Below are 21005 nucleotides of genomic sequence, written 5' to 3' on the forward strand. Positions count from 1 at the left end.
GCCTTTTGCCGTCGTGGTCCCCAGCAGAAGGAGAGAGACCATGCCCGTCATCAAGATCGAGAGCTACGCCGCCCGCCAGGAGCATGGCGGCTTTCAGGTCGTCCTGGCCCTCGGCGGCTCCGCCATGCCGTCCGAGACCATCGAGACCGGCGACCTCGGAGACATCCGCAACGCCGTCCACCGGATGGTGTGCCGCCTGCGCGAAGCAGGCCGGACGCCCGCCGCCGTCTCGACCTCGATCGTGTCGGGCCGGGCGCCGCGCGGCTATCGCGCATGGGCCGCCGCCACGCCCTTCCACAAAGTCCTCGCTTCCGAGGAGCGCCCGGCATGACCGAGACCGCCAAGGCTGCTGCCGCCGACACCGCGATCCGCCGCATCGGCCTCACCGTGACCTACAGTTGCTCCGCTACCGACGTGATCGACCTGCCGGAAGGCCGCACATGGGCCGACATCGGGGGCCTCGGGGTCAAGTACAATGCCTGTTTCATCACCTGGACCGACGGGACGACGTGCGACCTGCCGTTCCACGTGGAGATCGACACAGGCGCGATCGACATGAAGCACCCCGACTTCGAGGTCCGCGCCGTCGATGCCGATGGTGATTGGAAGGATGAAAGGCTCATGGGCTGAACCGGGACGCCGACCTTCCCGACCCCCGACATCGACGAGAGCGCCGTCTTCGAGAGATCGGAGGCGGCTCTTTGTCGTCGTGGTCCCCAGACAGAGGAGAGAGACCATGACCGATGCGACCAGCCGACCCGTGTTCGACCACGCGCGGATCGCCGAGCAGAACGACGCTTTCCGCCGCCATGTCTGTCTTGGCGGTCCGTGGCCCGAGGACATGCAACCGCTCGCCGGGCGGCTGGACATCACGGACAACGTGTTGGTGCGCGGACAGCTTTTCACCAACACCTGCCTTCGCACGACCGGCTTCCACAATTCGTTCCCTAAAGACGCCGATCCAAACGGAATCCATGCGTTCGGCGTCTTCCGGATTTGCGATGTGGAAGTCTGGTGGAAGCTCGATTGCTACGACCAGGCGTATGAGCGTGGCGCCGACGATCCGGCAGACCCGTCCCGAACCGCCCGCGTTCTGACGATCCTGTTGCCGCTGGATTGGTAGCCCTTCGCCCCGCTCGTCGCGCAGAACTGCAAGGCCGCCGCCCAAGAGGGAAAGGCGGCCTTCGGCTTTGTGGTCCCCAGCAGAAGGAGAGAGACCATGACCGACACCGCCGAATACGTCACTGAGCCCGCGAAGGTAGCCGCGCAGAACGACGCCTTCCGCCGCAACGCCTGCCTCGCCATTCCCTACGCGCCCGGCGATCCGGTCCTGATGGGCCAGCTCGTCGCCACGCAGGCGATCCATGCGAAGGGGATGCCCTTCGTCCAGGCCAGCCTCGCCGCCATCGGGCGGGTGACGGACTTCCCGGCCGACAACGATCCCGACGGCTTTCACGACTTCGGCGCGGTCGAGGTCGACTGGACGACGGTCTGGTTCAAGATCGACACCTACGACGGGTCCGACCTGAAATACGGCTCCGAGGCGCCCGACGACCCGGCCCGGACCTACCGTGTGCTGACGATCCTGCTGCCGTCCGACTGGTAGGGCCGCCCGCCCTGCAAACCCGATCCGCTTTGCTGCGAAGCCCGCGCCCGAGAGGGAAAGCGGGCTTCGCGTCGTGTGCGGCCAGGAGGCCGGGAAAGACACATCAGGAGAGACCACCATGACGACGACCGACCTGACCGCGATGGACGTGGCGCTGAAGGACCTCGCGCTGCACGACCTGAACGCCCGCGCGGGCTCGCCCGAGACCTACGAGGCCGACGACATCGCCAACCTCGCGGCCTCGATCGACACGCTGGGCCTGCTCAATCCGCTGATCGTGCAGAAGACCGGCAAGACGTGGGGCGTGCTTGCCGGCGGCCGCCGTCTCGCGGCGCTGCGCCAGCTCGTGAACGACAAGGAGGCGAAGGGCTGGACCATGCGCACCAGGGTGGCCTGCCGGGTGCTGGGCGAGGACGTGGCGGCGGCGACGGCGATCACCGTGGCCGAGAACGTCACGCAGAAGGCGATGGACCCGCTGGACGAGTTCGAGGCGTTCGCGCGGATGATGGAGGCGGGCGGCCACGATCCCGAGGGCATCGCCAGGATGTTCGGCGTCGAGCGCCGCCGGGTGATCGAGCGGCTGCGCTTCGGCCGCGTCCACCCGGACATCCGCGCCGCCGCGCGTGCCAAGGAGATCACGCTCGACGCGATGAAGGCGTTCGCCGAGCATCCCGACCAGGCCGTCCAGCGCGACGTGTTCGAGGCGCTGCGCGGCGAGAGCTTCCTCCCTGCGTGGGCCATCCGCGACAAGCTGCGGAACCGCGGCGTGAAGATGGGCGACGCGGTGGCGCAGCTCGTGGTCGAGGCGTACCGCGCGGCCGGTGGCGACATCGCGGCGGACCTCATCGAAGAGGACTCGATCCTGACCGACGAGACGCTGGTGGAGACGCTGCTGATGGAGAAGCTCGCGGCCCATGCCGAGAGCGAGCGGGCGCGGCTGGGCTTCGCGTGGGCCGAGGCCCTGCGCGCGGCGGACTACAAGGCGCTGCAGGAATACGGCCGGGTCTATCCCGGCGCGGTCGAGCCCGCGGGCGAGGCGGCCACGCGCTGCCGCATCATCGCCGACCGGCTGGCCGAGATCGACGAGCTGCGCGACGCGGCCTACGACGAGGAGCATGAAGCCGACGAGGTGCCCGACATCGCGGCGCTCGACGAGGAGTACGAGACGCTCAACGCCGAGTACGAGGGGCTGACGACGGGCTGGGCCGAGGCCGATCTCGGCCGCGCGGGCGTGCTGGCCTACTGGGACCAGGGACGGATCGCCACGATCGAGGGTCTGGTGCGGCCGGAGGACCGCACGGACCGCCAACCCGCCGCGACCGGCGAGGGCGCCACCCCGGCAGGGGGCGCAGGGAGCGCGGATGGTGCCGAGGACGGCGAGGCGGGCGACGACGCACTCGTTCTGTCGGACTCGCTGAAGACCGACCTCCGGACCGAGCAGGCCGCCGTGATCGGCAGCGCGCTGGCGGGCGACCCGGACCTCGCGCACGACCTGCTCCTGTTCAAGACCGTGGCCGACCTTCTCGGCCGGGCGAGCCCCGTCAGCTACAGCTTCGGCGTGACCGCCTCGATCGCGGATCGCCCGCATGGCAAGCCCGACGAGGTGGACGGGCAGGCTGCCGCGACGCTGGCAGAGCTGTTCGAGGGTCTCGACCTGCATTGGTGGGCGGACGGCAAGTCCATGCCCGAGCGGTTCGAGGCGTTCCGCGCGGTCGATCCGGGCATGAAGTCTCGCATCGTCGCGGTGGCGCTGGCCGACGCGGTGAAGCCCACCGGGTTCGGGTACAGCGAAGGTCTGATGGCGCATGTCGCCCGCCAGCTCGTGCCGGACCTGCGCGCCGTCTGGCGGCCGACCGGCGGGGCGTTCTTCGGACGGCTGAAGAAGAGCGTGCTTCTCGGCCTCATCGCTCGCGACCTGCACCAGCCCGAGGAGGCGGCGCGGCTCGCGTCGGAGAAGAAGACGGCGATCGTCGACTTCCTCGAGCGCCTCTTCGCCGCGCCCTTCGCCACGCTCACGCCCGAGCAGCGCGAAGCGGTGGAGACGTGGTGCCCGCCGGGGTTGGAGATCGGCGAAGTGCGGAACCCCTATGAGGCGTTCGGAGAGGCACGGCTACGCGGCATGGAGAAACCCGAGGCCGAGGATCAAGCCGACGCCGAGGCGGACGCCGCCGATACGGACGAGGACGCCGAAGTGTGGGACGAGGAGGTGCCGTTCGAGGACGCGGACCCGGAGGATACGGACGGCGCCCGTGCGTGGGCGGAGGCCGAACACGCCTGATCCAGCGATGCGCCGGGAAGGGCCGTCTCTCTCCGAAAGGGGAAAGGCGGCCCTTCGTCGTGGGAACCCTGATCCCGCGAAAGGACCGATCCCCATGAACCGCCCGGCCATCGACACGCTCCTGCCTCTCATCACCCGCGACCTGCGAACCGGCGGCCTGACCACCGCCCGTCTCGCCGCGCAGCTCACCGAGGCCGTCGGCGGCACCGATGCGTCGGGCGCGTGGACGTGGCGGCAAGCCTACGACCTCGTGCAATCCGCCGCGATCCTCGCCGATCGCGACGTGCCGCTCGCCTCCGATCCCGCCACGCGCCTCGCGCAGCTCACCGCCGGCGCGGGCGCGCGGCCGACCGAGACGCGGCGCTCGGAGGCGCAGATCCGGCTTCAGCAGATGGCATGACCATTTGTGGCGCTCCTCGCTGCTGGCAGGATTGCTGCTGAGCGATCGCAGGTCGCGCTCCTTTTCGGCCTGCTGGTGAGGAGTCAGAGATGGAAACCTATCAGGCCTTTGTGGGACTGGATGTCCACAAGGATGGAATAACCGTTGCAGTCGCGGATGCAGGTCGTGACGGCGAGATCCGCAAAGTCGGCGCGATCGATAATACGCCGGACGCCGTCGCGCGAATGGTTCGGAAGCTGGTGCATCGGCACGGAAGCATCGAGGTCACCTATGAGGCGGGCCCTTGCGGATACGGCATCTATCGGCAACTCGCCGAGATGGGCATCGCCTGCAAGGTCGTGGCGCCGAGTCATACGCCCAAACGGCCAGGCGACAGAGTGAAGAACGACACCCGCGATGCCATGATGCTTGCTCGTCTTCTACGATCGGGGGAACTCACTTTCGTCTGGGTCCCCGACGCGACACATGAGGCGATGCGGGACCTGGTGCGAGCGCGTCAGGTTGCGTCGCAGGACGTGCGGGCAGGACGATCTCTCATTCGAATGTTCCTTCTCAAACACGGCCTTCGTCGTGCCGGTAAGGTCTGGACGCTTAAATATCGGAGCTGGCTCGGGGCGCTGACCTTTGAACACCCCGCCCAGAAACTTGCCTTACAAAGCTATATCAACCGGCTGGAGCACGCTGAGGCACGAAAATCGGAGGTCGAACAGCAGATCGCCGACTTGGTCCCCAGCTGGGCCTTGGCGCCGGTTGTCCATGCCCTTCAGGTCTTCAAAGGAGTGGGCCTTGTCGTCGCGGTGACGCTCGCCGCGGAGATCGGCGATTTCTCCCGCTTCGCGACCCCTCGAAAACTGATGGCGTATCTTGGTCTTGTACCCGGCGAACATTCGAGTGGCGGCAAGTTTCGTTCCGGAGGCATCACAAAGGCGGGCAACACGATCGCCCGGGTCATGCTTGTGGAAGCGGCATGGGCTTATCGTTGGCCCCCGAAAGTCGGCGCGATGCTTTTGCGCAAGCGCGAGCCATATGCGCAGGAGCTGAAGGATGTTGCCTGGAAGGCCCAAGTTCGGCTGAACAGACGATTCCGCCGGCTCGAGGGCCGAGGAAAGCGAAGCAATGTCGCGGCAACGGCCGTCGCCCGCGAACTGGTTGGTTTCATCTGGGCAATCGCCATCCGCACGACCCCCAAGCCTGCGTGACCCGCCATCACGCGAGTTGCTGGAGGGCTGGGCGCCGGGCGCGGCAGGAGGCAGACCTTCGATCCAGAATTTGGATCCGAGTTCCTCTCGGACATCCGACAGCAGAATGAACGAAGGCCTCTGACGCTTTTCATCCTGGGGCACCAATCCCCGCATCGGAGTTTGAGCAATCGTCGGACAAGCCCGGTGTCCTGCCTTCCAGCAGTTCGTGTTCGAGCACATCGCTTGGCCGCCTTCGCAGCCGGCCAAGCGAGAAGGTGCGCCGAATGTTTGACAAATGGTCATCGGAGTTCAGCACGCCCCTGCCCTATGCCTATGTCGCCGCCTTCGCCGCCGCGATCCGGCCCGGCGACGTGGTGCTGGAGCCTTCGGCCGGGACCGGGGCGCTGGCGCACATGGCCGCCCGCGCCGGGGCGAAGCTGGTGCTGAACGAGATCGACCCGTTCCGCACGATGCTCCTGCAAGCGGTGTTCGACGCGCCGCTCAGCCAGCACGACGGCGAGCATATCGACGACCTGCTGGACCGTGGGCACATCGCGGACGTGGTTGTGATGAACCCGCCCTTCTCGTCCTCGGTCGCGCGGACGGCGGACCCGACGATCGCGCTGCGCCATGCCGTCTCGGCCGCCAGGCGCCTCGCCCCCGGCGGGCGGCTGGTGGCGATCCTGCCGATGGCGGCCTGCGCCGAGCGCCAGCCCGCGCTCTGGCGACGGCTTGCCGCGATCGTCACCCCGCGCCTGCACCTGGGCCTGCCCGGCATCGTCTACCGGAAGATGGGGACGAACGTGGAGACGGCGTTGCTCGTGGCCGATGCGCCGGTGGAAGGCCCCGTGGGTGATGTTACGATTTCTCTACGCCCGACGGGGCTTGCCGATGCGCTCGACGTGATCCGCGCCGAGCTGCCCGACCGGCCGGCCCGCGTCGCGGCCGTTCCCGTTCTGACGAAGGCTCGCCCGGCTCCCGTGCGTCCGGCCCGTTCGCACGCCGCGCCCGCGCCCACCCGGCCGGCGGCCCGCGCGCCCGTGGACGTGCCGCTGGCCTATGTCGAGCGTGCCACGCCGGGCCAGAACGTCGCCGTGTCGGACATCTATGCGAGCTACGCGCCGCAGCGCATCGAGATCGCCGGCGCGGCGGCGCATCCCACGCCGCTGGTCGAGAGCGTGGCGATGGCCGCCGTCATGCCGCCGATGCCCTCGGCGCTGCCGACCCTGCCGCCGCGTCTCGTGGGCACGGGTGAGCTGTCCGAGGCGCAACTGGAGACCGTCATCATGGCCGACGACGCCCATGCCCACGACCTGCCGGGGCGCTTCGTCGTCAAGGACGACTGGACGGGCGCAGAGCCCGCCGCCGAGGGCGCGGGCGTGGCCTACCGGCAGGGCTACTTCCTGGGTGACGGGACGGGCGCTGGAAAAGGCCGCCAAGTCGCCGGGCTGATCCTGTCGAACTGGCTGTCCGGCCGCACCCGCGCGGTGTGGCTGTCGAAGTCCAGGACGTTGATCGAAGACGCGATCCGGGACTGGCGCGATCTCGGCGGCTCGCCCACCGACATCCATTCCATCGACCGCTGGAAGCCCGACGAGGCGATCACCCTGGGGCGCGGCATCGTGTTTTTGACCTACGCGACGCTGCGCGCGGTCGGGAAGACCGGCCGCACCCGGCTGGAGCAGCTCGTGGAATGGGCCGGCGCGGACTTCGAGGGCGTCATCGCCTTCGACGAAGCCCATGCCATGCAGAACGCGGCGGGATCGAGCGAGGGGCGCGGCACCGCGCCGTCGCAGCAGGGTATCGCCGGCCTGCGGTTGCAGCTCGCCCTGCCCCGCGCCCGCATCCTCTACGTCTCGGCGACCGGCGCCACCAACGTGTCGAATCTCGCCTACGCCACCCGGCTTGGCCTCTGGGGTCCGGGCGACGCCTACCCCTTCACCACGCGCGAGGACTTCGTGGCGGCGATGGAGGCCGGTGGCGTGGCGGCGATGGAGGTGGTCGCCCGCGACCTGAAGGCGCTCGGGCTCTACACGGCCCGGGCCCTGTCGTTCGAGGGCGTCGAGTACGACATCCTCGAACACCGGCTTACGGACGACGAGCGCCGCGTCTACGACAGGTTCGCCTCGGCCTTCCGCACCATTCATCAGAACCTGCGCGCGGCGCTCGAAGCGACCGGCATCGTGGACGACGCGGCGGGCCTGTCCGCGTCGGCCGCCAAGGCGTCGGCGCTCAGCCGCTTCGAGAGCATGAAGCAACGCTTCTTCGGGCACGTCCTGGGAGGCTTCAAGGCGAAGAGCCTGATCGCCGCGATCGAGGCCGATCTCGCGGATGGCTGGGCGCCTGTCATCCAGATCGTGTCCACCGGCGAAAGCCATCTGGATCGCGCCATCGAGGGGCTGGAGCCCGGCGACGATCTCACCGAGGCCCACCTGACCCCGAAGGAGGTCGTGGTCCACTGGCTCGACACCGCGTTCCCGATCCACGCGCAGCAGCTCGTCGAGGTCGAGGGCACGATCGTCGTGCAGCCGCTCCTCGATGCCGACGGCCACCGCATCGTCTCGCGCGAGGCCGAGGCCCTGCGCGACGCGGCGCTGATGGAGCTCTACACCATCGCCCCGATCCCCTCCGTGCTGGACCAGCTCGTCTGGCACTTCGGCGAGGAGCGGTTGGCGGAAGTCACCGGACGGTCGAAGCGCACGATCCGGACCGCGAACGGCACGCTGAAGGTCGTGCCCCGCTCGGGCTCGGCCAACAGTTCCGAGAGCGCCGCCTTCATGGCGGGCAGCAAGGACGTCTTGCTGTTCTCCGATGCCGGGGGCACCGGCCGGTCCTACCACGCCGCGCAAAAGGCCGCGAACCAGCGCCGGCGGCGGCATTACCTCGTCGAGCCCGGCTGGCGGGCGGACGCGGCGATCCAGGGGCTCGGTCGCACGCATCGTTCGGCGCAAGCCTCGGCGCCGTTCTTCCGCGTCGTCACCACCGACGTCCACGGCGAGAAGCGGTTCACCAGCACGATCGCCCGGCGGCTGGACACGCTCGGGGCGCTCACCAAGGGCCAGCGCCAGACCGGATCGCAGAACCTGTTCCGCGCCTCCGACAACCTGGAGAGCCCGATCGCGCGGCGGGCGCTGGTGGCCCATTACCGTGAGCTGGCCTCGGACCGCTGCGAGGCGATGCCATACGAGACCTTCCACGACTGGACCGCGCTGGCGCTCGTTGCCAGCGACGGCGCGCTGCTGGAGGAGCTGCCGCCGATCCAGCGGTATTTGAACCGGCTGCTCGCCCTGCCTACAGGCATGCAGAACGACCTCTTCGGCGCGTTCACGAAGAAGATCGAGGCACAGACCGAGGCGGCGCGGATGGCGGGTACGCTCGACATCGGCATCGAGACGCTCCGGGCGGATCGGATCACCGTCACCGGCGAGGCGGACATCTGGACCTGCCCGAAGAGCGGCTCGGTGACGCGCACCGTGACGCTCGCCACCGAGACGGCGGTGCATATCCCGTCGGGCGCGGGCGTGCTGTCCGATCATGGCCGCTACGACCGGCCGATGCGGAACGCCGCCTCGGGCAAGGTCGCGCTCATCTCGCGGCGACCCTCGCAAATCTACGACGACGAGGCGTTCGCGGAGGTCCGCGACATGCGGCGGCCCGGCGGCAAGACCACCGTGACGGAAGAAGCGTTCACGTCGTCTCATTGGGAGCCGATCGACGACGAGGCTTTCATCGCGCTCTGGGACGTCGAGGCCGACGAACTGCCCAAGGTCCGCACCGAGGCGGTTGTTCTGCTGACCGGGCTGCTTCTGCCGATCTGGAAGACGATCCCGTCGTCGAGCCAGCGCATCTGGCGGGTGACGCCGGAGGATGGCCTTTCCCGCATCGGCCGCGCCATCTCGCCCGACGAGGCGCTGGTGCTGAAGGGCCGGTTCCGGGGCGACGACGCGGCGCAACCCGACGAACTGGTCGCGTCGGCGATGACCGGGGACACGGCGGTGGAGATCGGGCGCGGCCTGACGCTGCGCGCCCGCCGCGTCGCCGGCGCGAAGCGGCTCGAACTGGAAGGATGGCAGCCCAGCCAGGTCCCGGCGCTGAAGGCGGCGGGCTGCTTCTCGGAGATCATCGCCCACCAGCTCCGAGTGTTCGTCCCCGTGGGCGAGACGGCGGCGGGCGTGATCGAGCGGATCGGCGGCGGGCACGCGGCCGCACCGGCGCATTGAGACGGGCGGGGCCGGGGCCTACCTCGGCCCCATGCCCAACCCGATCCCCGAAGCCCTGTTCGATCGCCGCCCGGTTCCGGGCTTCGACCGGGTGTTCTGGCGGCTCGATCCGCCGCAACCGGGGATACGACCGCCCGACATGCGGACCTTCCTCGACGATCCCGCGAACCAGTCCGGGCTCTGGCTCTTCACCGACGGCCATCCGAACACGCCCCTGCGGTTTCGCTGGGTGGACGGATGGGGGCACGGCGGGCTGCACGGGCGTCTCTTCGACCCGCCCGACCGGGACCATCCGCCACCGGAGACGGGATAGCGCCCCGATGCGGGATGCAGCGCAACCGACGCAGGTGGCGCGAAACGAGGGGTTTAGAGGAGAGAGGGGGCTTCGCTTGGTGTGATCCGATCCGGATCGGGAAAGTCATCCAGCCAAGGAGTACCAAGATGATCACCGGAACCCTGACGCAGAACGCCGACGCCAAGACCTTCACCGCCTCGATCTCGACGATGATGTTCGACATCGCGCGCATCGCGGTCGTGGCGAACGCATACAAGACCGAGGACAACCACCCCGACTTCCGCCTCGAGGTCCGCACCCCGCGCGGCCGGATCATGCGCGTGGGCTCGATGTGGAAGGCTGTCAGCGAGAAGAGCGGCAGCGCCTACTTCTCGTTTGGCCTCACCGACCGCATGGGCCGGACGTGGCGCATGAACGCGGTGCGGAACGAGGAGACGCCCGAGGGGACGTGGCAGATCGTGCCGCTGGCCGGGGGCAAGACGGAACTGACGACGATGGCGGGCCAGGTCGAGACGCTCGACGACGGCAACCTCGCCGGGTTCGTGGGCGGCTACGACTTCGACATGGATTTCGTGGTGGTCGAGAACGCGCACAAGCGCGAGGACCATCACCCCGACTTCCACATCGAGGCGCGCAGCCCGGCGGGCGTGCTGATCCGCATGGGTTCGATCTGGAAGGCGACCTCGCCGCGCACCGGGACCGAATACCTGTCGATGACGTTTTCCTCCCCGACCGGCACGCAATACCGGGCCAACGCCCTGCCCCGCACCGGGGAGGCAGAGGGCCTTTACGAGATCGTTGCCCAGACCGGCAGCGACCTGGCGGCCGTCGCCTGATCTCTCCCCAGGCGACAGGCCCGGGCCGCGACGTCCTCCCGCGTCGCGGCCCATCTCCACCCCCCCCAACCGAAAGGAAGGTGATCGAGGCATCTCGCGGGCTGACGCGTTGCGTCGACCGCGCCGCCAACGAGGGCCGCACCTGAGCGGGTGCGGCCCTTTCCGTGCGTGATCTCAACCCGCGCGGAAAGGACCGACGCATGACTTCGACATTTCACACACGGATCGACGACCGCGAGGCGCTGGCCGCGGCCGTCCTCGGGACCGTCGCCCAACGAATGTGGCTTCGCCCGGAAAGCGTCGCGCAATCCTTCGCGCTCTCCACCTGGACCACCATCGAGGAGATGACCCTGCGCGAGTTCGCGGGCGCGTACCGTGGCTATTACCCGAAAGCCAACATGGAGCTGCGCGCCGAGGCGGTGATCGCCGAGGTGTTCGACCAACTCGCCATCGCTCTCGATGACCCGCGCCGTGCCTTGCGCGCGGGCGCGTGGACCCCGCCCGGCGGATGGGTCCGTCCGGACGACTGGACCGGAGGACGCTCCGATGGGTGAAGGTCTCTACCGCAGCCCAAACGGCCGTACCGCCTACGCCGAGCCCTTCGAGGATCTCGGTCCCGAGGACGTCGATCTCTGGATCTGGGTCTATGACGATCTCGTCGCGACCGTGCGCGGCTGTCTCGGATCGTCGTGGCAACCCGTCACGCGGGAATGGCGCGGGCGTGGCGAGTGCGTGGTCGCGCGCAACGGACTGCACGAAGCCTGGCTCTACGAGGACAGCTACGCCCGTGTCCACGTCACCTTCGGTGTGCGCAGGGATCTCGATACGACCGCCGCCCTCGCGCGCAGCCTTGTCGACGACCGAGCCGAGGCAGTCTTCGACTGGCTGCAGGAGACCTACGACCTCCATGTCCGGACGAGTGCATGGACCAGCGCGAAGCGCATGGCGCGGAGGGTCGCGGCATGACGGCCAGACCCGCCCTCATCCGCATCCCCCGCGTCTTCCTTGACGACCATGAGGCTCGCGACCTGCCCACGCCGGTCATCCGGAAGACCGAGCGATACCACGATCGCATCGGGGCCGACGATCCCGCCTTGCCCGAGCTGGTCTCGGACGCCCGACACGACGCCGAGGGCGGCATCGACACGCGGGCCTTCCCCCACCTCTTCGGCCTCGTCGCGTCCGCGCGCGCAACCCTCCACGCCATCCGCAAATCGCAGGAGACCTCCGCATGACCTTCCGCATCGCGCTGAAGTCCAAACCCTCGCCACATTTCGGCGAGCCGCACAAACGCTGGCAGGTCCTCCTGAACGGCAAGCCGTGGGGCGAGCCGTTCTATTACAACATGCGTGGCTTTCGCGGCGTGCTGCCCCTGCCGGACGGCCGGTCCTTCGATCCCGGCGAGGTGACGCTGACGAGGCTCCGGCAGGAGGTGGCGCAGATCAACCGCGAGGCGCGCGAGGCCGCGTCCGCGATCCCGGCGGCGGACGCATGAACACCCCCGCCTCTCTTCTCGGCCGCTGGTACGCCACCGGCCCCGAGGACAAGCCGTTCCGCCCGTTCGACCCGGACTGGAACATCCACCGCATCGTCGAGGACGTGCCGAGCCTGCCGACTGTCACGGTCGAGAACGCCGGCGGCCAACGCTTCCCGATCGAACGCGCCTTTGCCGCCACGATCGCGCTTCCTCCTTCCGACCTCGAAAGGTTCTCCCAATGAAAATCGAACTCAAGGCCATCCAGTACGCCGCCTTCTCATCGGAAGAGACGAGCTGCTACAACGCCAACCTCTATGTCGATGGTCGCAAGATCGGCACGGTCGGCAATGACGGGCATGGCGGCCCCGACCACTTCCGCGGCGACCGCGCGGCTTTCGCGGCGTCCGACGAATGGTGCAAAGCCAACCTGCCCCGCTGGCAGCACGACGAGCGATCGTTCGAAACCGACCTGGAGATGCGCTGCGCCCAGCTCTTCAACGACTGGATCGCCGCCCGCGACCTGAAGACTGCGTTCCGCACCAAGGTCGTGATGCGCGATCCCGCAGACGGGAACCTTTACACGATCAAGCATCGTGGTCGGATCGAGGCGACGATCGACGGCATCGGCAAGCGTCACCCCGGCGCTGTGATCCTCAACACCCTGCCCTTCGACGAGGTGCTGACGCTCTTCCGCGCGGCGACCTCGCCGTGACGGCGGATGCCGTCCCGCCGGAGGTCACGGAGATGATCGCGGCGGGTGCGCTCTTTGCCGTCAGCCATAGCGGCGGCAAGGACAGCCAGGCCCAGATGATCCGGCTGCGATCCATCGTGCCCCCCGACCAGCTCGTCGTTGTCCACGCGCCCCTCGGGCGCGTGGAATGGCCCGGCACCCTCGCCCATATCCGCGCGACGATCGGCGACACGCCCCTGATCCTCGCCCCGGCCAGCACGGACCTTCTGGCGATGGTCCGGCGGCGGGGGTCATGGCCGACGCCCGCGATCCGCCAGTGCACCTCCGACTTGAAGCGCGGCCCGATCGAGCGTGAACTGCGCCGCTATCTCAAGGCTAATCCCCGCTTCGGGGGGCGCATCGTCTCCTGCATGGGGCTGCGCGCCGACGAAAGCCCGAACCGCGCCAAGCGACCCGCGCTCAAGTTCTCGGAGAGGAACAGCAAGGCCGGGCGGCAATGGTGGGAATGGCTGCCAATCCATCACTGGTCGGAGCCCCGCGTGTTCGCGGAGATCGCCGCCGCCGGCGAGCGGCCGCATTGGGTCTATGCCAAGGGCATGTCGCGCTGCTCCTGTTCGTTTTGCATCATGGCCACGCGCAAGGATCTCCGCCGCGCCGCGCGGCTCCGTCCGCGTCTCGCCGCCGAATACATCGCGCTGGAAGAGGAGATCGACCACACGCTCAGTCCGACGCGCGTGCCGCTGCGAGAAATCATTGCCTGATCGTCGGACCTGTCCAGAACTATGCCCGAATAACTCGGAAAAACATCGACATGGCATCATCATGGGGTGTAAACAAAGCACGAACACACCAGATATTGGATATGCCATGTTCAAGATGAGCGACAGTGCGTCCGGCCTTTCACTCTGCATGAATGTCGATCCCCAGCCGCGCAATCCGCGCCTCGTGAACGACAACGTGTTCCAGATCGTGACATGGACGAAAGGTCTGGGCGATCCACATGCCTGGCCGGACCGGCAGGCGTTCCTCGATGCCTTCCCGGCCGAGACGAATGTGCTGTTCCCCGTGCGGGCGCTGCACACCCGCAAGGGTCCGGTCCTCGTGCGCGTCTATTCCAACGACGATCCGATCGACGGCTACGCCTTCGCCACCCACGAGCGGCTCTGCATCGCCTTCGGCCTCGACAAGATCACCGGGGAGAACCACGACGACATGCTCGAAGAGGCCGACAGCCTCTGCCTCACCGAGTTGCAGGACTACGAGCATTTCGTGGACGGCGACGTGTACCGCTTCGAGATCACCGACAAGCGCGGTGAATGTGTCGAAACGGCACGCGATCTCTACGGCGAGGACTACGCTCGCCACGTTGCGCAAGACACGCTCGACCGGCACCTCTACAGCGTCGCGATGGACGGCTGACCTCGAACCGGATCGAGACCCGACCAGCTCCGAAGCGCGGTTCCTCACGGGCCGCGCTTCTTGCGTTCCGGATCGGTGCAATTCGACGGAAGCGACGCCTCGCTGCACCATTCGTGCCGCATGGCGGCCACGGGCCGGGCCTACCGCGCCGATCATGCTTGTGGCCCGCCTCCGATCCTACCTCGAATATCGCGCCGTCGTGCGCGCCGAAGCCGATCGCCTGGCCACGTCGATGGGCAGCCTGAGTCTCGAAGTGGCGCAGACACGGGCCTACGCGCTCATCGACGCCCCGCCGGACAGCCCCCGCGCCCGGCTCGCCTGGGACGTCCTCCATCACCTCGAACGCCGGTTCTCCAGCTAGAGCCGACCTCGACCGGCGCCGCTGACAGGACACTCCGAGCCCGACGCCCCGCTTCGCGCGTCGGCCGAGGGCGCGGATCGGTGGCGCGCGCCGTCCGGGCATCCGACATGGGCGATCCCGGTCCTTTCAGGTCGGTGGACCCTCGCAGCCGAACCTGCAGCAGCGACGGCCCCGTGCAAGGGCTGCACCCTTCTCCACTTCGTTCCGACCCTTCGGGTGCGCGCGGCCTTTCCGCCGCCGCGATCGGTGGCGACGGTCGGACTGGTGTTGGAAAGCACCAGATAGTTCTGCCTTTCTCGTCAGAGACGTTGCCTCTGACCGGGCAGTGGACTTCAAAAGCAGCCTTTCGCTGCGCCGCGCTCGAACTCACGCAATGCGGACTCTATAGATCTTCGCCGCGTACTGCTCGAACGGCCGCTCCCCGCTTGAAGCAAAATTACATATTTTTTTGCAAACTATCCCAAACTAGACAATCGTCGCGTCGGTCGCCGCGCGCAGCTCCTCCTCGGTCACGCCGTCCGCCAGCTCCACCAGCTTCAGGCCGCCCTCCACCACGTCGAGCACGGCCAGATTGGTGATGATCCGGTCTACCACCGCCTTGCCCGTCAGCGGCAGGGTGCAGGCCTTGAGGACCTTCGATTCGCCGTGCTTGCTGGTATGGTCCATCACCACGATGACGCGCCCCACGCCCGCCACGAGGTCCATGGCGCCGCCCATCCCCTTGACCAGCTTGCCGGGGATCATCCAGTTTGCCAGGTCGCCGTTCTCGGCCACCTCCATCGCGCCCAGGATCGCCGCCGCGATCTTGCCGCCCCGGATCATGCCGAACGACGTGGCGCTGTCGAAATAGGCCGTGCGGTTCAGCTCGGTGATCGTCTGCTTGCCGGCGTTGATGAGGTCCGGGTCCTCGTCGCCCTCGAACGGGAAGGCGCCCATCCCGAGCATCCCGTTCTCCGATTGCAGCGTGATGTCCTTGTCGCCCACGTAGTTCGCCACCAGCGTCGGGATCCCGATGCCGAGGTTCACGTACATGCCGTCTTCGAGCTCCTCGGCCGCGCGCGCGGCCATCCGGTTGCGGTCCCAGCCCTTGGCGTCGTTGGACATCAGGCGTCCTCCCTCGTGCGAACGGTGCGCTGTTCGATGCGTTTCTCGTGCTCGCCCTGGATGATGCGATGGACGTAGATGCCGGGCAGGTGGATGGCGTCGCCGTCCAGCGCGCTGCGCGGCACGATCTCCTCGACTTCGGCGATGCAGACCTTGCCGCACATCGCCGCCGGCGGGTTAAAGTTCCGCGCGGTCTTGCGGAACACGAGGTTGCCGGTGTCGTCGGCCTTCCAGGCCTTGACGATGGCGAGGTCGGCCACGATCCCGTGCTCGAGGATGTAGTCCTCCCCGTCGAAGGTTTTCACCTCCTTGCCCTCGGCAATCAGCGTGCCCACGCCGGTCTTGGTGTAGAAGCCGGGGATGCCGCAGCCGCCGGCGCGCATCCGCTCGGCCAGCGTGCCCTGCGGGTTGAACTCGAGCTCCAGCTCGCCGCCGAGATACTGGCGCATGAACTCCTTGTTCTCGCCGACATAGCTGGAGATCATCTTCTTCACCTGCCGCGTCTGGAGCAGGATGCCGATGCCGAAATCGTCGACGCCCGCGTTGTTGGACGCGAAGGTGAGGTCCTTCACGCCGGACTCCCGGATCGCCTCGAGCAGTAGTTCGGGAATGCCGCAGAGGCCGAAGCCCCCCGCCGCGATGAACATGCCGTCGAACAGCAACCCGTCGAGCGCCTCGGTCGCCGACCCATAGACCTTCTTCATCCAGCGATCCTCAATCCCAGAATTTCACGGGCCTGTCGCCAGGTCGCGGCGCTGCGGCCATGCCTTTCAATGATCCCGACGCATTGCCTGACCAAAGCGGCATTCGATGGGGCTAGCGTGTCCTTATCGAGGCGCATGTTGTCCTCGAGGCCGGTGCGGCAATGTCCGCCCAACTCGGCGCACCAGTCGTTCAGCGTCGCCTGGTGTCGACCGATCCCGGCAGCGCACCAGGTCGCCTCCGGCATCAGTCGCCTTGTCGTTCTGGCCATGAACTCGAAGGCTTCCCGGTCAACCGGCATGGCGTTCTTGACGCCCATCACGAACTGGACATGCAATGGACCTTTGAGGCGTCCGTCTTCGACCATGCTTGCAGCTTGGTAAATATGGCTCAGATCGAATGCCTCGATCTCAGGCTTGACGTCATGCTTGTCCATCTCCGACGCCAGCCAATCGACGAGGTCAGGACTGTTCTCGTACACCCGGGTCGGAAAGTTGCTTGATCCGACCGCCAGAGAGGCCATGTCCGGCTGCAACGGCAACATGGCGCCGCGTTCGTGGCCTGTCCCCGAACGCCCGCCAGTCGAGAGCTGGATGATCAACCCCGGGCAATGCTCGCGCAGCCCCTCCATCAGTGATCCGAATTTCTCCGGATCGGACGTCGCCGTGCCATCGGAGTTTCGGACATGGCAATGGGCAATGGTCGCTCCTGCCTCGAAAGCTTCGTGTGTCGACTCGATCTGCTCCGAGATCGTGATCGGCACCGCCGGGTTATTAGATTTCTGCGGCAGCGACCCGGTGATCGCCACACATATGATGCACGGATCGTGCATCACTGGTCCTTTCCAATTGGCACAAGCACAAAATCGAAGGGTGAGCGCCACATGGTCGCTCCGCCCTCGACTGCCTCGAACGGTGCGACAAGAGTTCGCTTCACACCGAAAACGGTATCCGAGTCGAGGTAGACATCATCGCCGACGAATGTGTGGGTGACGACTTTCTGGAAACCCGGCGCGGTCACCAGGTAATGCATGTGGGCTGGGCGGAAGGGATGGCGGCCAAGGCGGCCGAGCATCTGTCCCACGGGACCGTCGTCTGGGATCGGGTAGGAGACCGGCTTGATGCCGACAAAGCTGTAGCAACCATCCGGGCCAGTCACGAAGATGCCGCGATTGTTCCACTTCGGCTGGATGCCCGGTTGCTGCACGTCATAGAAGCCATCCGAGTTGTCTGACCAGACATCGATGCGGGCGTCCTCGACCGGATTGCCGTCGAGGTCGGTCACGCGACCCTCGAAGAGACAACTCTCGCCTTTGCCGTCGAGCGAGATGCTGGCGCCCATCGGCCGCTCCGGCGCGCCAACGACATGGAAGGGCCCGAATACGGTGTTCTCGGTCGCTTCCTCGGGGCGGCGGTTGTTGATCGCGTCCACCAGCATGGAGAAGCCGAGTGTGTCGCTGAGGAGAATGAACTCCTGGCGCTCCTCCGAGCAGATTTGGCCGGTCTTCGTCAGGAAATCGATGCCGATTTCCCATTCGTCCTGCGTGAGCTGCACCTCCTTTGCGAATGCGTGGAGATGCTTGACGAGCGCGGACATGACCTCGGCCAGTCGCGGTTCCGTGTCGGAGGCGATACGGGCGTTGACGGCCTCGACCGAACCTTCCTCGGTAAAATACGTGTTCATGTGGTTCTCCTCGTTGCGGGGCTCCAGCGTCGAAGCTGCACCCACGGCTGGCGATCGAGCGGGGCCCCGACCTCCGGAAGCGCCCATGTCGGAGCCGCGATGTCACGGCTGCGGTTCGGCTCCCTCCCAGGCGCGCTGCAGCAGGTCGCGCAGCGGCGCGGCTTCGACCTTGCGCGGGTTCCAGTAGGGATTGGCGAGCGCGATCTCGCAGGCACGGTCGAGATCGGTTTCCTTCACGCCCAGATCGCGCAGCGCCGTCGGGACTCCGAGCTGCGCTGCCATCCTGTGCAGGCCGGTGGGCGCGTCTGGAGCGCCGATCGCCGCCGCGATCCGCTCCATCGCCTCGGGCGCTGCGGGACTGTTATAAGCCAGTGCATGCGGCAGGACGATGGTGTGCGTCTCTGCGTGGGGCAGATTGAAGCTGCCGCCGAGCGTGTGGCAGAGCTTGTGATGCAGCGCCATTCCCACATGTCCCAGGACCGTTCCGCAAAGCCAGGCGCCGTAGAGGCAGCGCGCGCGGGCGTCCTTGTTCTCGGGGGTCTCGACGAGCGTCTGCATGCCCTCGGCCAGCGCGCGGATCCCCTCCTCGGCCATGAGCGACATCACCGGATTGCCATCCTTGGCGTAAAGACCTTCTGCCGCATGAGCGATAGCGTTCATGCCGCTGACCAAAGACATGCCGACCGGCAGGCTCATGGTCAGGTCCGGGTCGTAGATGACGGACCGCGGCAGAACGCGCGCGTCCTTGCCGGTCTTCTTCAGGCCGGCCTCCGTAAGGCCATAGACGGGCGTCATCTCGGACCCGGCATAGGTCGTGGGGATGGCGATGATCGGGATCGGCGCCTCCAGCGCGATGGCCTTGCCGAGACCGATCGTCGAGCCGCCGCCGATCGCCACCGCACAATCGGCCTCGAGCTTGGCGGCGAGCTTCCGCGCCTTGCGGGCGCCTTCGATCGGCACGTGCATCTCCGCACCGTCATGGATGCCGGCGAGCCGCGAGCCGAGGAGTTCCGCCACCTGCTCAGCTTGCTTCCGCTGCTGCCGGGTGCAGAGGACCAAAGCCCGGGAGGATCCGATCGCCTCGACCTCTTCGCGAACCGAAGACAGTTTTCCCGCACCGAAAATGACCCGCGCGGGATTGGCCGTGTAGAGAAAATCCTTCATGCGAGCACCCCCTTGCCGCGCGGCCCCGAGCCACCGGTGCTCATAGCGTGTAATCCACTTGGAAGCGGGCGATCCGCGTCTGCCCGAGTTCCCACTTCACCCGGAGATGCGCCGGGTGGGTTCCGTAGGCATCGAGAGCCTCCTGGCTTTCGAACTCGGAGTAGAGGACGACGTCGCAGGCGTAGTCGACGCGGCTGTGATCGAAACCCACTTCGAGATGAAGCAGGCCCGGCACTTCACCGCGCAACTCCTCGAAACGCGATCGCAGGAACTCCGCCGCCTTGCGGCGATCCTCCTCTGTCTCGCCCGACATGTTCCACATGACGATATGCTTGATCATGGTGTTGCTCCGAAAATCTGGGCCGAAGTCTCAGGCTTTTTCTGGTTGGATGACGGGAGCCGGGGTCACTACCCGACGTGTTCGCTCGATCGATTGCCGCCGCCCGTAGGCGACGACAGAAGGTACAGCCCGGAAGAAAGCCGTGCTTACAGCGTAACCTCTGCGCCGGCCTGCGATGAGGATGCGAACAGGGCTTCGAGGATGAGGTTGATGTTGTGCGCCTGCTGCGCCGGGACGTTCGAAGGGGCTCCTGAGCGAAGGGAAGCCTCGAAAGCTGAGGCTTCGCGGTCGAAGTAGACTGGGTTCCCGATCTCCGCGATCTCAGGGGAATAGACGGTCTTCCGAACCGCCCAGAGTTCGGGAAAGCTCGTCTCCTGCCATTCGGTCCAGCCGGCTGGCTGGCCGGTCTTGCCGTTGGTATAGAGTTTGTAGGAGGCAGGCAGCGGACGGGAATGCATCACGCCTTCGGTGCCGTATGCGGTGATGTCCCAGCTCTCTGTCCAGGGCAGCGGATCCCATGACATGAAATCGATCGTAACCAACTTGTCGTCATAGTTCAGGACCGCGCCGACGGCGTCCTCGCGGGACGTCGGCTCCATCAATCCGTCGAACTTCGTGATGCGGGCGTTGACCGACCGGGGCATCCCGAAGTGATGCAGCAGGCGGTCGATCGTGTGACAGCCGATGACGTAGAAGGCACCGCCGATATCGCCGGGCTGGCGCATGTGATCGGTGTCGGCCTCGTTGTGCGAACAGCCGGCATGGGCGCGCACCTGCAATACCTTGCCGAGCTGTCCCGATTGCAGGACTTCCTGCATCTTGTCGACCGATGGCGCGTAGCGCCAGCAATAGCCGACTTGGAAGAGCTGGCCCGTCCGTTCCGCCGTCTCAACGAGCCGCACGGTGTCCTGCGAGCCCCGCCCAGCAGGCTTCTCGCAAAGGACCGCCTTGCCGGCTTCCATCGCCTCGATCGCCCAGTCGGCCATCAGGTAGCTTTTGGGATGAATCATCACCGCATGGACGTCCGGGTCGGCGAGGATTTCGTCCTTGGTGCGCTTCTCGATCCCCATAGCGTCGACGAAGGCGTCGAGGAGCGGCGTATCGTCGTAGGCGCCCAGAACCTTCGCGTTCGGCATGCGCAGGAATGCCTTCACCCGGCCGGAGGTGTGCGGATGGGTGATGCCGAGACAGGCGATCCCGAGCGTCGCGTCGTTTCCGATGGCATAGGTCATGGATATTGTCCTCCCT

Annotated in this window: 26 protein-coding genes; 19 read left to right on the forward strand and 7 right to left on the reverse strand. The window is 67.0% G+C overall.

All coding sequences use genetic code 11. The annotated features are described in order from the left end of the window. Positions 1 to 40 precede the first annotated feature (40 nt). The 19 genes from Q1A87_RS17620 to Q1A87_RS17710 all read left to right on the forward strand — a co-directional run bounded on the left by Q1A87_RS17620 (position 41) and on the right by Q1A87_RS17710 (position 14764). Positions 41 to 331 carry a hypothetical protein gene (locus Q1A87_RS17620; protein ID WP_299654264.1) on the forward strand — a complete coding sequence of 97 codons (291 nt, stop codon included), beginning with the start codon at positions 41 to 43 and terminating at the stop codon, positions 329 to 331. Next, positions 328 to 630: a hypothetical protein gene (locus Q1A87_RS17625; RefSeq protein WP_299654267.1), complete on the forward strand. Its 303-nt coding sequence runs from the start codon at positions 328 to 330 to the stop codon at positions 628 to 630. The genes Q1A87_RS17620 and Q1A87_RS17625 overlap by 4 nt, the downstream gene beginning before the upstream one ends. Positions 631 to 736: 106 nt before the next feature. Continuing rightward, positions 737 to 1123 (forward strand): DUF3768 domain-containing protein, encoded by a 387-nt coding sequence (locus tag Q1A87_RS17630; RefSeq protein ID WP_299654270.1) that lies wholly within the window; start codon positions 737 to 739, stop codon positions 1121 to 1123. 96 nt (positions 1124 to 1219) lie between these two features. Then, positions 1220 to 1606, forward strand: coding sequence for a DUF3768 domain-containing protein (locus tag Q1A87_RS17635; protein ID WP_299654273.1), 387 nt, complete (start codon positions 1220 to 1222; stop codon positions 1604 to 1606). A gap of 118 nt (positions 1607 to 1724) precedes the next feature. Continuing rightward, positions 1725 to 3884: a ParB/RepB/Spo0J family partition protein gene (locus Q1A87_RS17640; protein ID WP_299654276.1), complete on the forward strand. Its 2160-nt coding sequence runs from the start codon at positions 1725 to 1727 to the stop codon at positions 3882 to 3884. A 94-nt stretch (positions 3885 to 3978) separates the two neighbouring features. Continuing rightward, a complete protein-coding gene (locus Q1A87_RS17645; protein WP_299654279.1) occupies positions 3979 to 4284 on the forward strand; it encodes a hypothetical protein in 306 nt (101 codons plus the stop codon). Positions 4285 to 4373: 89 nt separating this feature from the next. Then, positions 4374 to 5483 (forward strand): IS110 family transposase, encoded by a 1110-nt coding sequence (locus tag Q1A87_RS17650; protein WP_299654282.1) that lies wholly within the window; start codon positions 4374 to 4376, stop codon positions 5481 to 5483. A 266-nt stretch (positions 5484 to 5749) separates the two neighbouring features. Continuing rightward, positions 5750 to 9685 (forward strand): bifunctional class I SAM-dependent methyltransferase/DEAD/DEAH box helicase, encoded by a 3936-nt coding sequence (locus tag Q1A87_RS17655; RefSeq protein WP_299654284.1) that lies wholly within the window; start codon positions 5750 to 5752, stop codon positions 9683 to 9685. 31 nt (positions 9686 to 9716) lie between these two features. Next, complete coding sequence (locus tag Q1A87_RS17660) at positions 9717 to 9998, forward strand: hypothetical protein (RefSeq protein ID WP_299654287.1); 282 nt, start codon at positions 9717 to 9719, stop codon at positions 9996 to 9998. A gap of 128 nt (positions 9999 to 10126) precedes the next feature. After that, positions 10127 to 10816: a DUF736 family protein gene (locus Q1A87_RS17665; protein ID WP_299654290.1), complete on the forward strand. Its 690-nt coding sequence runs from the start codon at positions 10127 to 10129 to the stop codon at positions 10814 to 10816. A 200-nt stretch (positions 10817 to 11016) separates the two neighbouring features. After that, positions 11017 to 11370: a hypothetical protein gene (locus tag Q1A87_RS17670; RefSeq protein ID WP_299654293.1), complete on the forward strand. Its 354-nt coding sequence runs from the start codon at positions 11017 to 11019 to the stop codon at positions 11368 to 11370. Further along, complete coding sequence (locus tag Q1A87_RS17675) at positions 11363 to 11782, forward strand: hypothetical protein (protein ID WP_299654296.1); 420 nt, start codon at positions 11363 to 11365, stop codon at positions 11780 to 11782. The genes Q1A87_RS17670 and Q1A87_RS17675 overlap by 8 nt, the downstream gene beginning before the upstream one ends. Continuing rightward, a complete protein-coding gene (locus tag Q1A87_RS17680; RefSeq protein WP_299654299.1) occupies positions 11779 to 12051 on the forward strand; it encodes a hypothetical protein in 273 nt (90 codons plus the stop codon). Before Q1A87_RS17675 ends, Q1A87_RS17680 begins: the two co-directional genes overlap by 4 nt. Beyond that, positions 12048 to 12311 carry a hypothetical protein gene (locus tag Q1A87_RS17685; RefSeq protein WP_299654301.1) on the forward strand — a complete coding sequence of 88 codons (264 nt, stop codon included), beginning with the start codon at positions 12048 to 12050 and terminating at the stop codon, positions 12309 to 12311. Before Q1A87_RS17680 ends, Q1A87_RS17685 begins: the two co-directional genes overlap by 4 nt. Then, on the forward strand, positions 12308 to 12535 hold the full coding sequence (locus Q1A87_RS17690) for a hypothetical protein (protein WP_299654303.1): 228 nt from the start codon (positions 12308 to 12310) through the stop codon (positions 12533 to 12535). Before Q1A87_RS17685 ends, Q1A87_RS17690 begins: the two co-directional genes overlap by 4 nt. Then, positions 12532 to 13005, forward strand: a complete 474-nt coding sequence (locus tag Q1A87_RS17695; protein ID WP_299654305.1) for a hypothetical protein — start codon at positions 12532 to 12534, stop codon at positions 13003 to 13005. Before Q1A87_RS17690 ends, Q1A87_RS17695 begins: the two co-directional genes overlap by 4 nt. Next, the gene (locus tag Q1A87_RS17700) at positions 13002 to 13745 is read left to right on the forward strand and encodes a phosphoadenosine phosphosulfate reductase family protein (RefSeq protein WP_299654308.1); all 744 of its coding nucleotides are present in this window, start codon (positions 13002 to 13004) and stop codon (positions 13743 to 13745) included. Before Q1A87_RS17695 ends, Q1A87_RS17700 begins: the two co-directional genes overlap by 4 nt. Before the next feature lie 106 nt (positions 13746 to 13851). Beyond that, positions 13852 to 14403 carry a hypothetical protein gene (locus Q1A87_RS17705; RefSeq protein ID WP_299654311.1) on the forward strand — a complete coding sequence of 184 codons (552 nt, stop codon included), beginning with the start codon at positions 13852 to 13854 and terminating at the stop codon, positions 14401 to 14403. Between the two features lie 160 nt (positions 14404 to 14563). Further along, on the forward strand, positions 14564 to 14764 hold the full coding sequence (locus Q1A87_RS17710) for a hypothetical protein (RefSeq protein WP_299654314.1): 201 nt from the start codon (positions 14564 to 14566) through the stop codon (positions 14762 to 14764). Between the two features lie 465 nt (positions 14765 to 15229). Here the strand turns inward: Q1A87_RS17710 and Q1A87_RS17715 are convergent, their stop codons facing one another. The 7 genes from Q1A87_RS17715 to Q1A87_RS17745 all read right to left on the reverse strand — a co-directional run bounded on the left by Q1A87_RS17715 (position 15230) and on the right by Q1A87_RS17745 (position 20989). Beyond that, positions 15230 to 15868, reverse strand: coding sequence for a 3-oxoacid CoA-transferase subunit B (locus Q1A87_RS17715; protein ID WP_299654317.1), 639 nt, complete (start codon positions 15866 to 15868; stop codon positions 15230 to 15232). Continuing rightward, positions 15868 to 16572: a CoA transferase subunit A gene (locus tag Q1A87_RS17720; protein ID WP_299654320.1), complete on the reverse strand. Its 705-nt coding sequence runs from the start codon at positions 16570 to 16572 to the stop codon at positions 15868 to 15870. The genes Q1A87_RS17715 and Q1A87_RS17720 overlap by 1 nt, the downstream gene beginning before the upstream one ends. Next, positions 16569 to 17402, reverse strand: a complete 834-nt coding sequence (locus Q1A87_RS17725) for a 3-keto-5-aminohexanoate cleavage protein (protein ID WP_299654323.1) — start codon at positions 17400 to 17402, stop codon at positions 16569 to 16571. Before Q1A87_RS17725 ends, Q1A87_RS17720 begins: the two co-directional genes overlap by 4 nt. Then, positions 17402 to 18253, reverse strand: coding sequence for an intradiol ring-cleavage dioxygenase (locus Q1A87_RS17730; RefSeq protein WP_299654326.1), 852 nt, complete (start codon positions 18251 to 18253; stop codon positions 17402 to 17404). Before Q1A87_RS17730 ends, Q1A87_RS17725 begins: the two co-directional genes overlap by 1 nt. A gap of 102 nt (positions 18254 to 18355) precedes the next feature. Continuing rightward, complete coding sequence (locus tag Q1A87_RS17735) at positions 18356 to 19417, reverse strand: maleylacetate reductase (RefSeq protein WP_299654329.1); 1062 nt, start codon at positions 19415 to 19417, stop codon at positions 18356 to 18358. Positions 19418 to 19457: 40 nt separating this feature from the next. Continuing rightward, the gene (locus tag Q1A87_RS17740; protein ID WP_299654332.1) at positions 19458 to 19757 is read right to left on the reverse strand and encodes a Dabb family protein; all 300 of its coding nucleotides are present in this window, start codon (positions 19755 to 19757) and stop codon (positions 19458 to 19460) included. A 146-nt stretch (positions 19758 to 19903) separates the two neighbouring features. Then, positions 19904 to 20989: a Gfo/Idh/MocA family oxidoreductase gene (locus tag Q1A87_RS17745; protein WP_299654335.1), complete on the reverse strand. Its 1086-nt coding sequence runs from the start codon at positions 20987 to 20989 to the stop codon at positions 19904 to 19906. Between the last annotated feature and the right edge of the window lie 16 nt (positions 20990 to 21005).

Source organism: uncultured Jannaschia sp., assembly GCF_947494055.1.
Classification (GTDB): domain Bacteria; phylum Pseudomonadota; class Alphaproteobacteria; order Rhodobacterales; family Rhodobacteraceae; genus Jannaschia.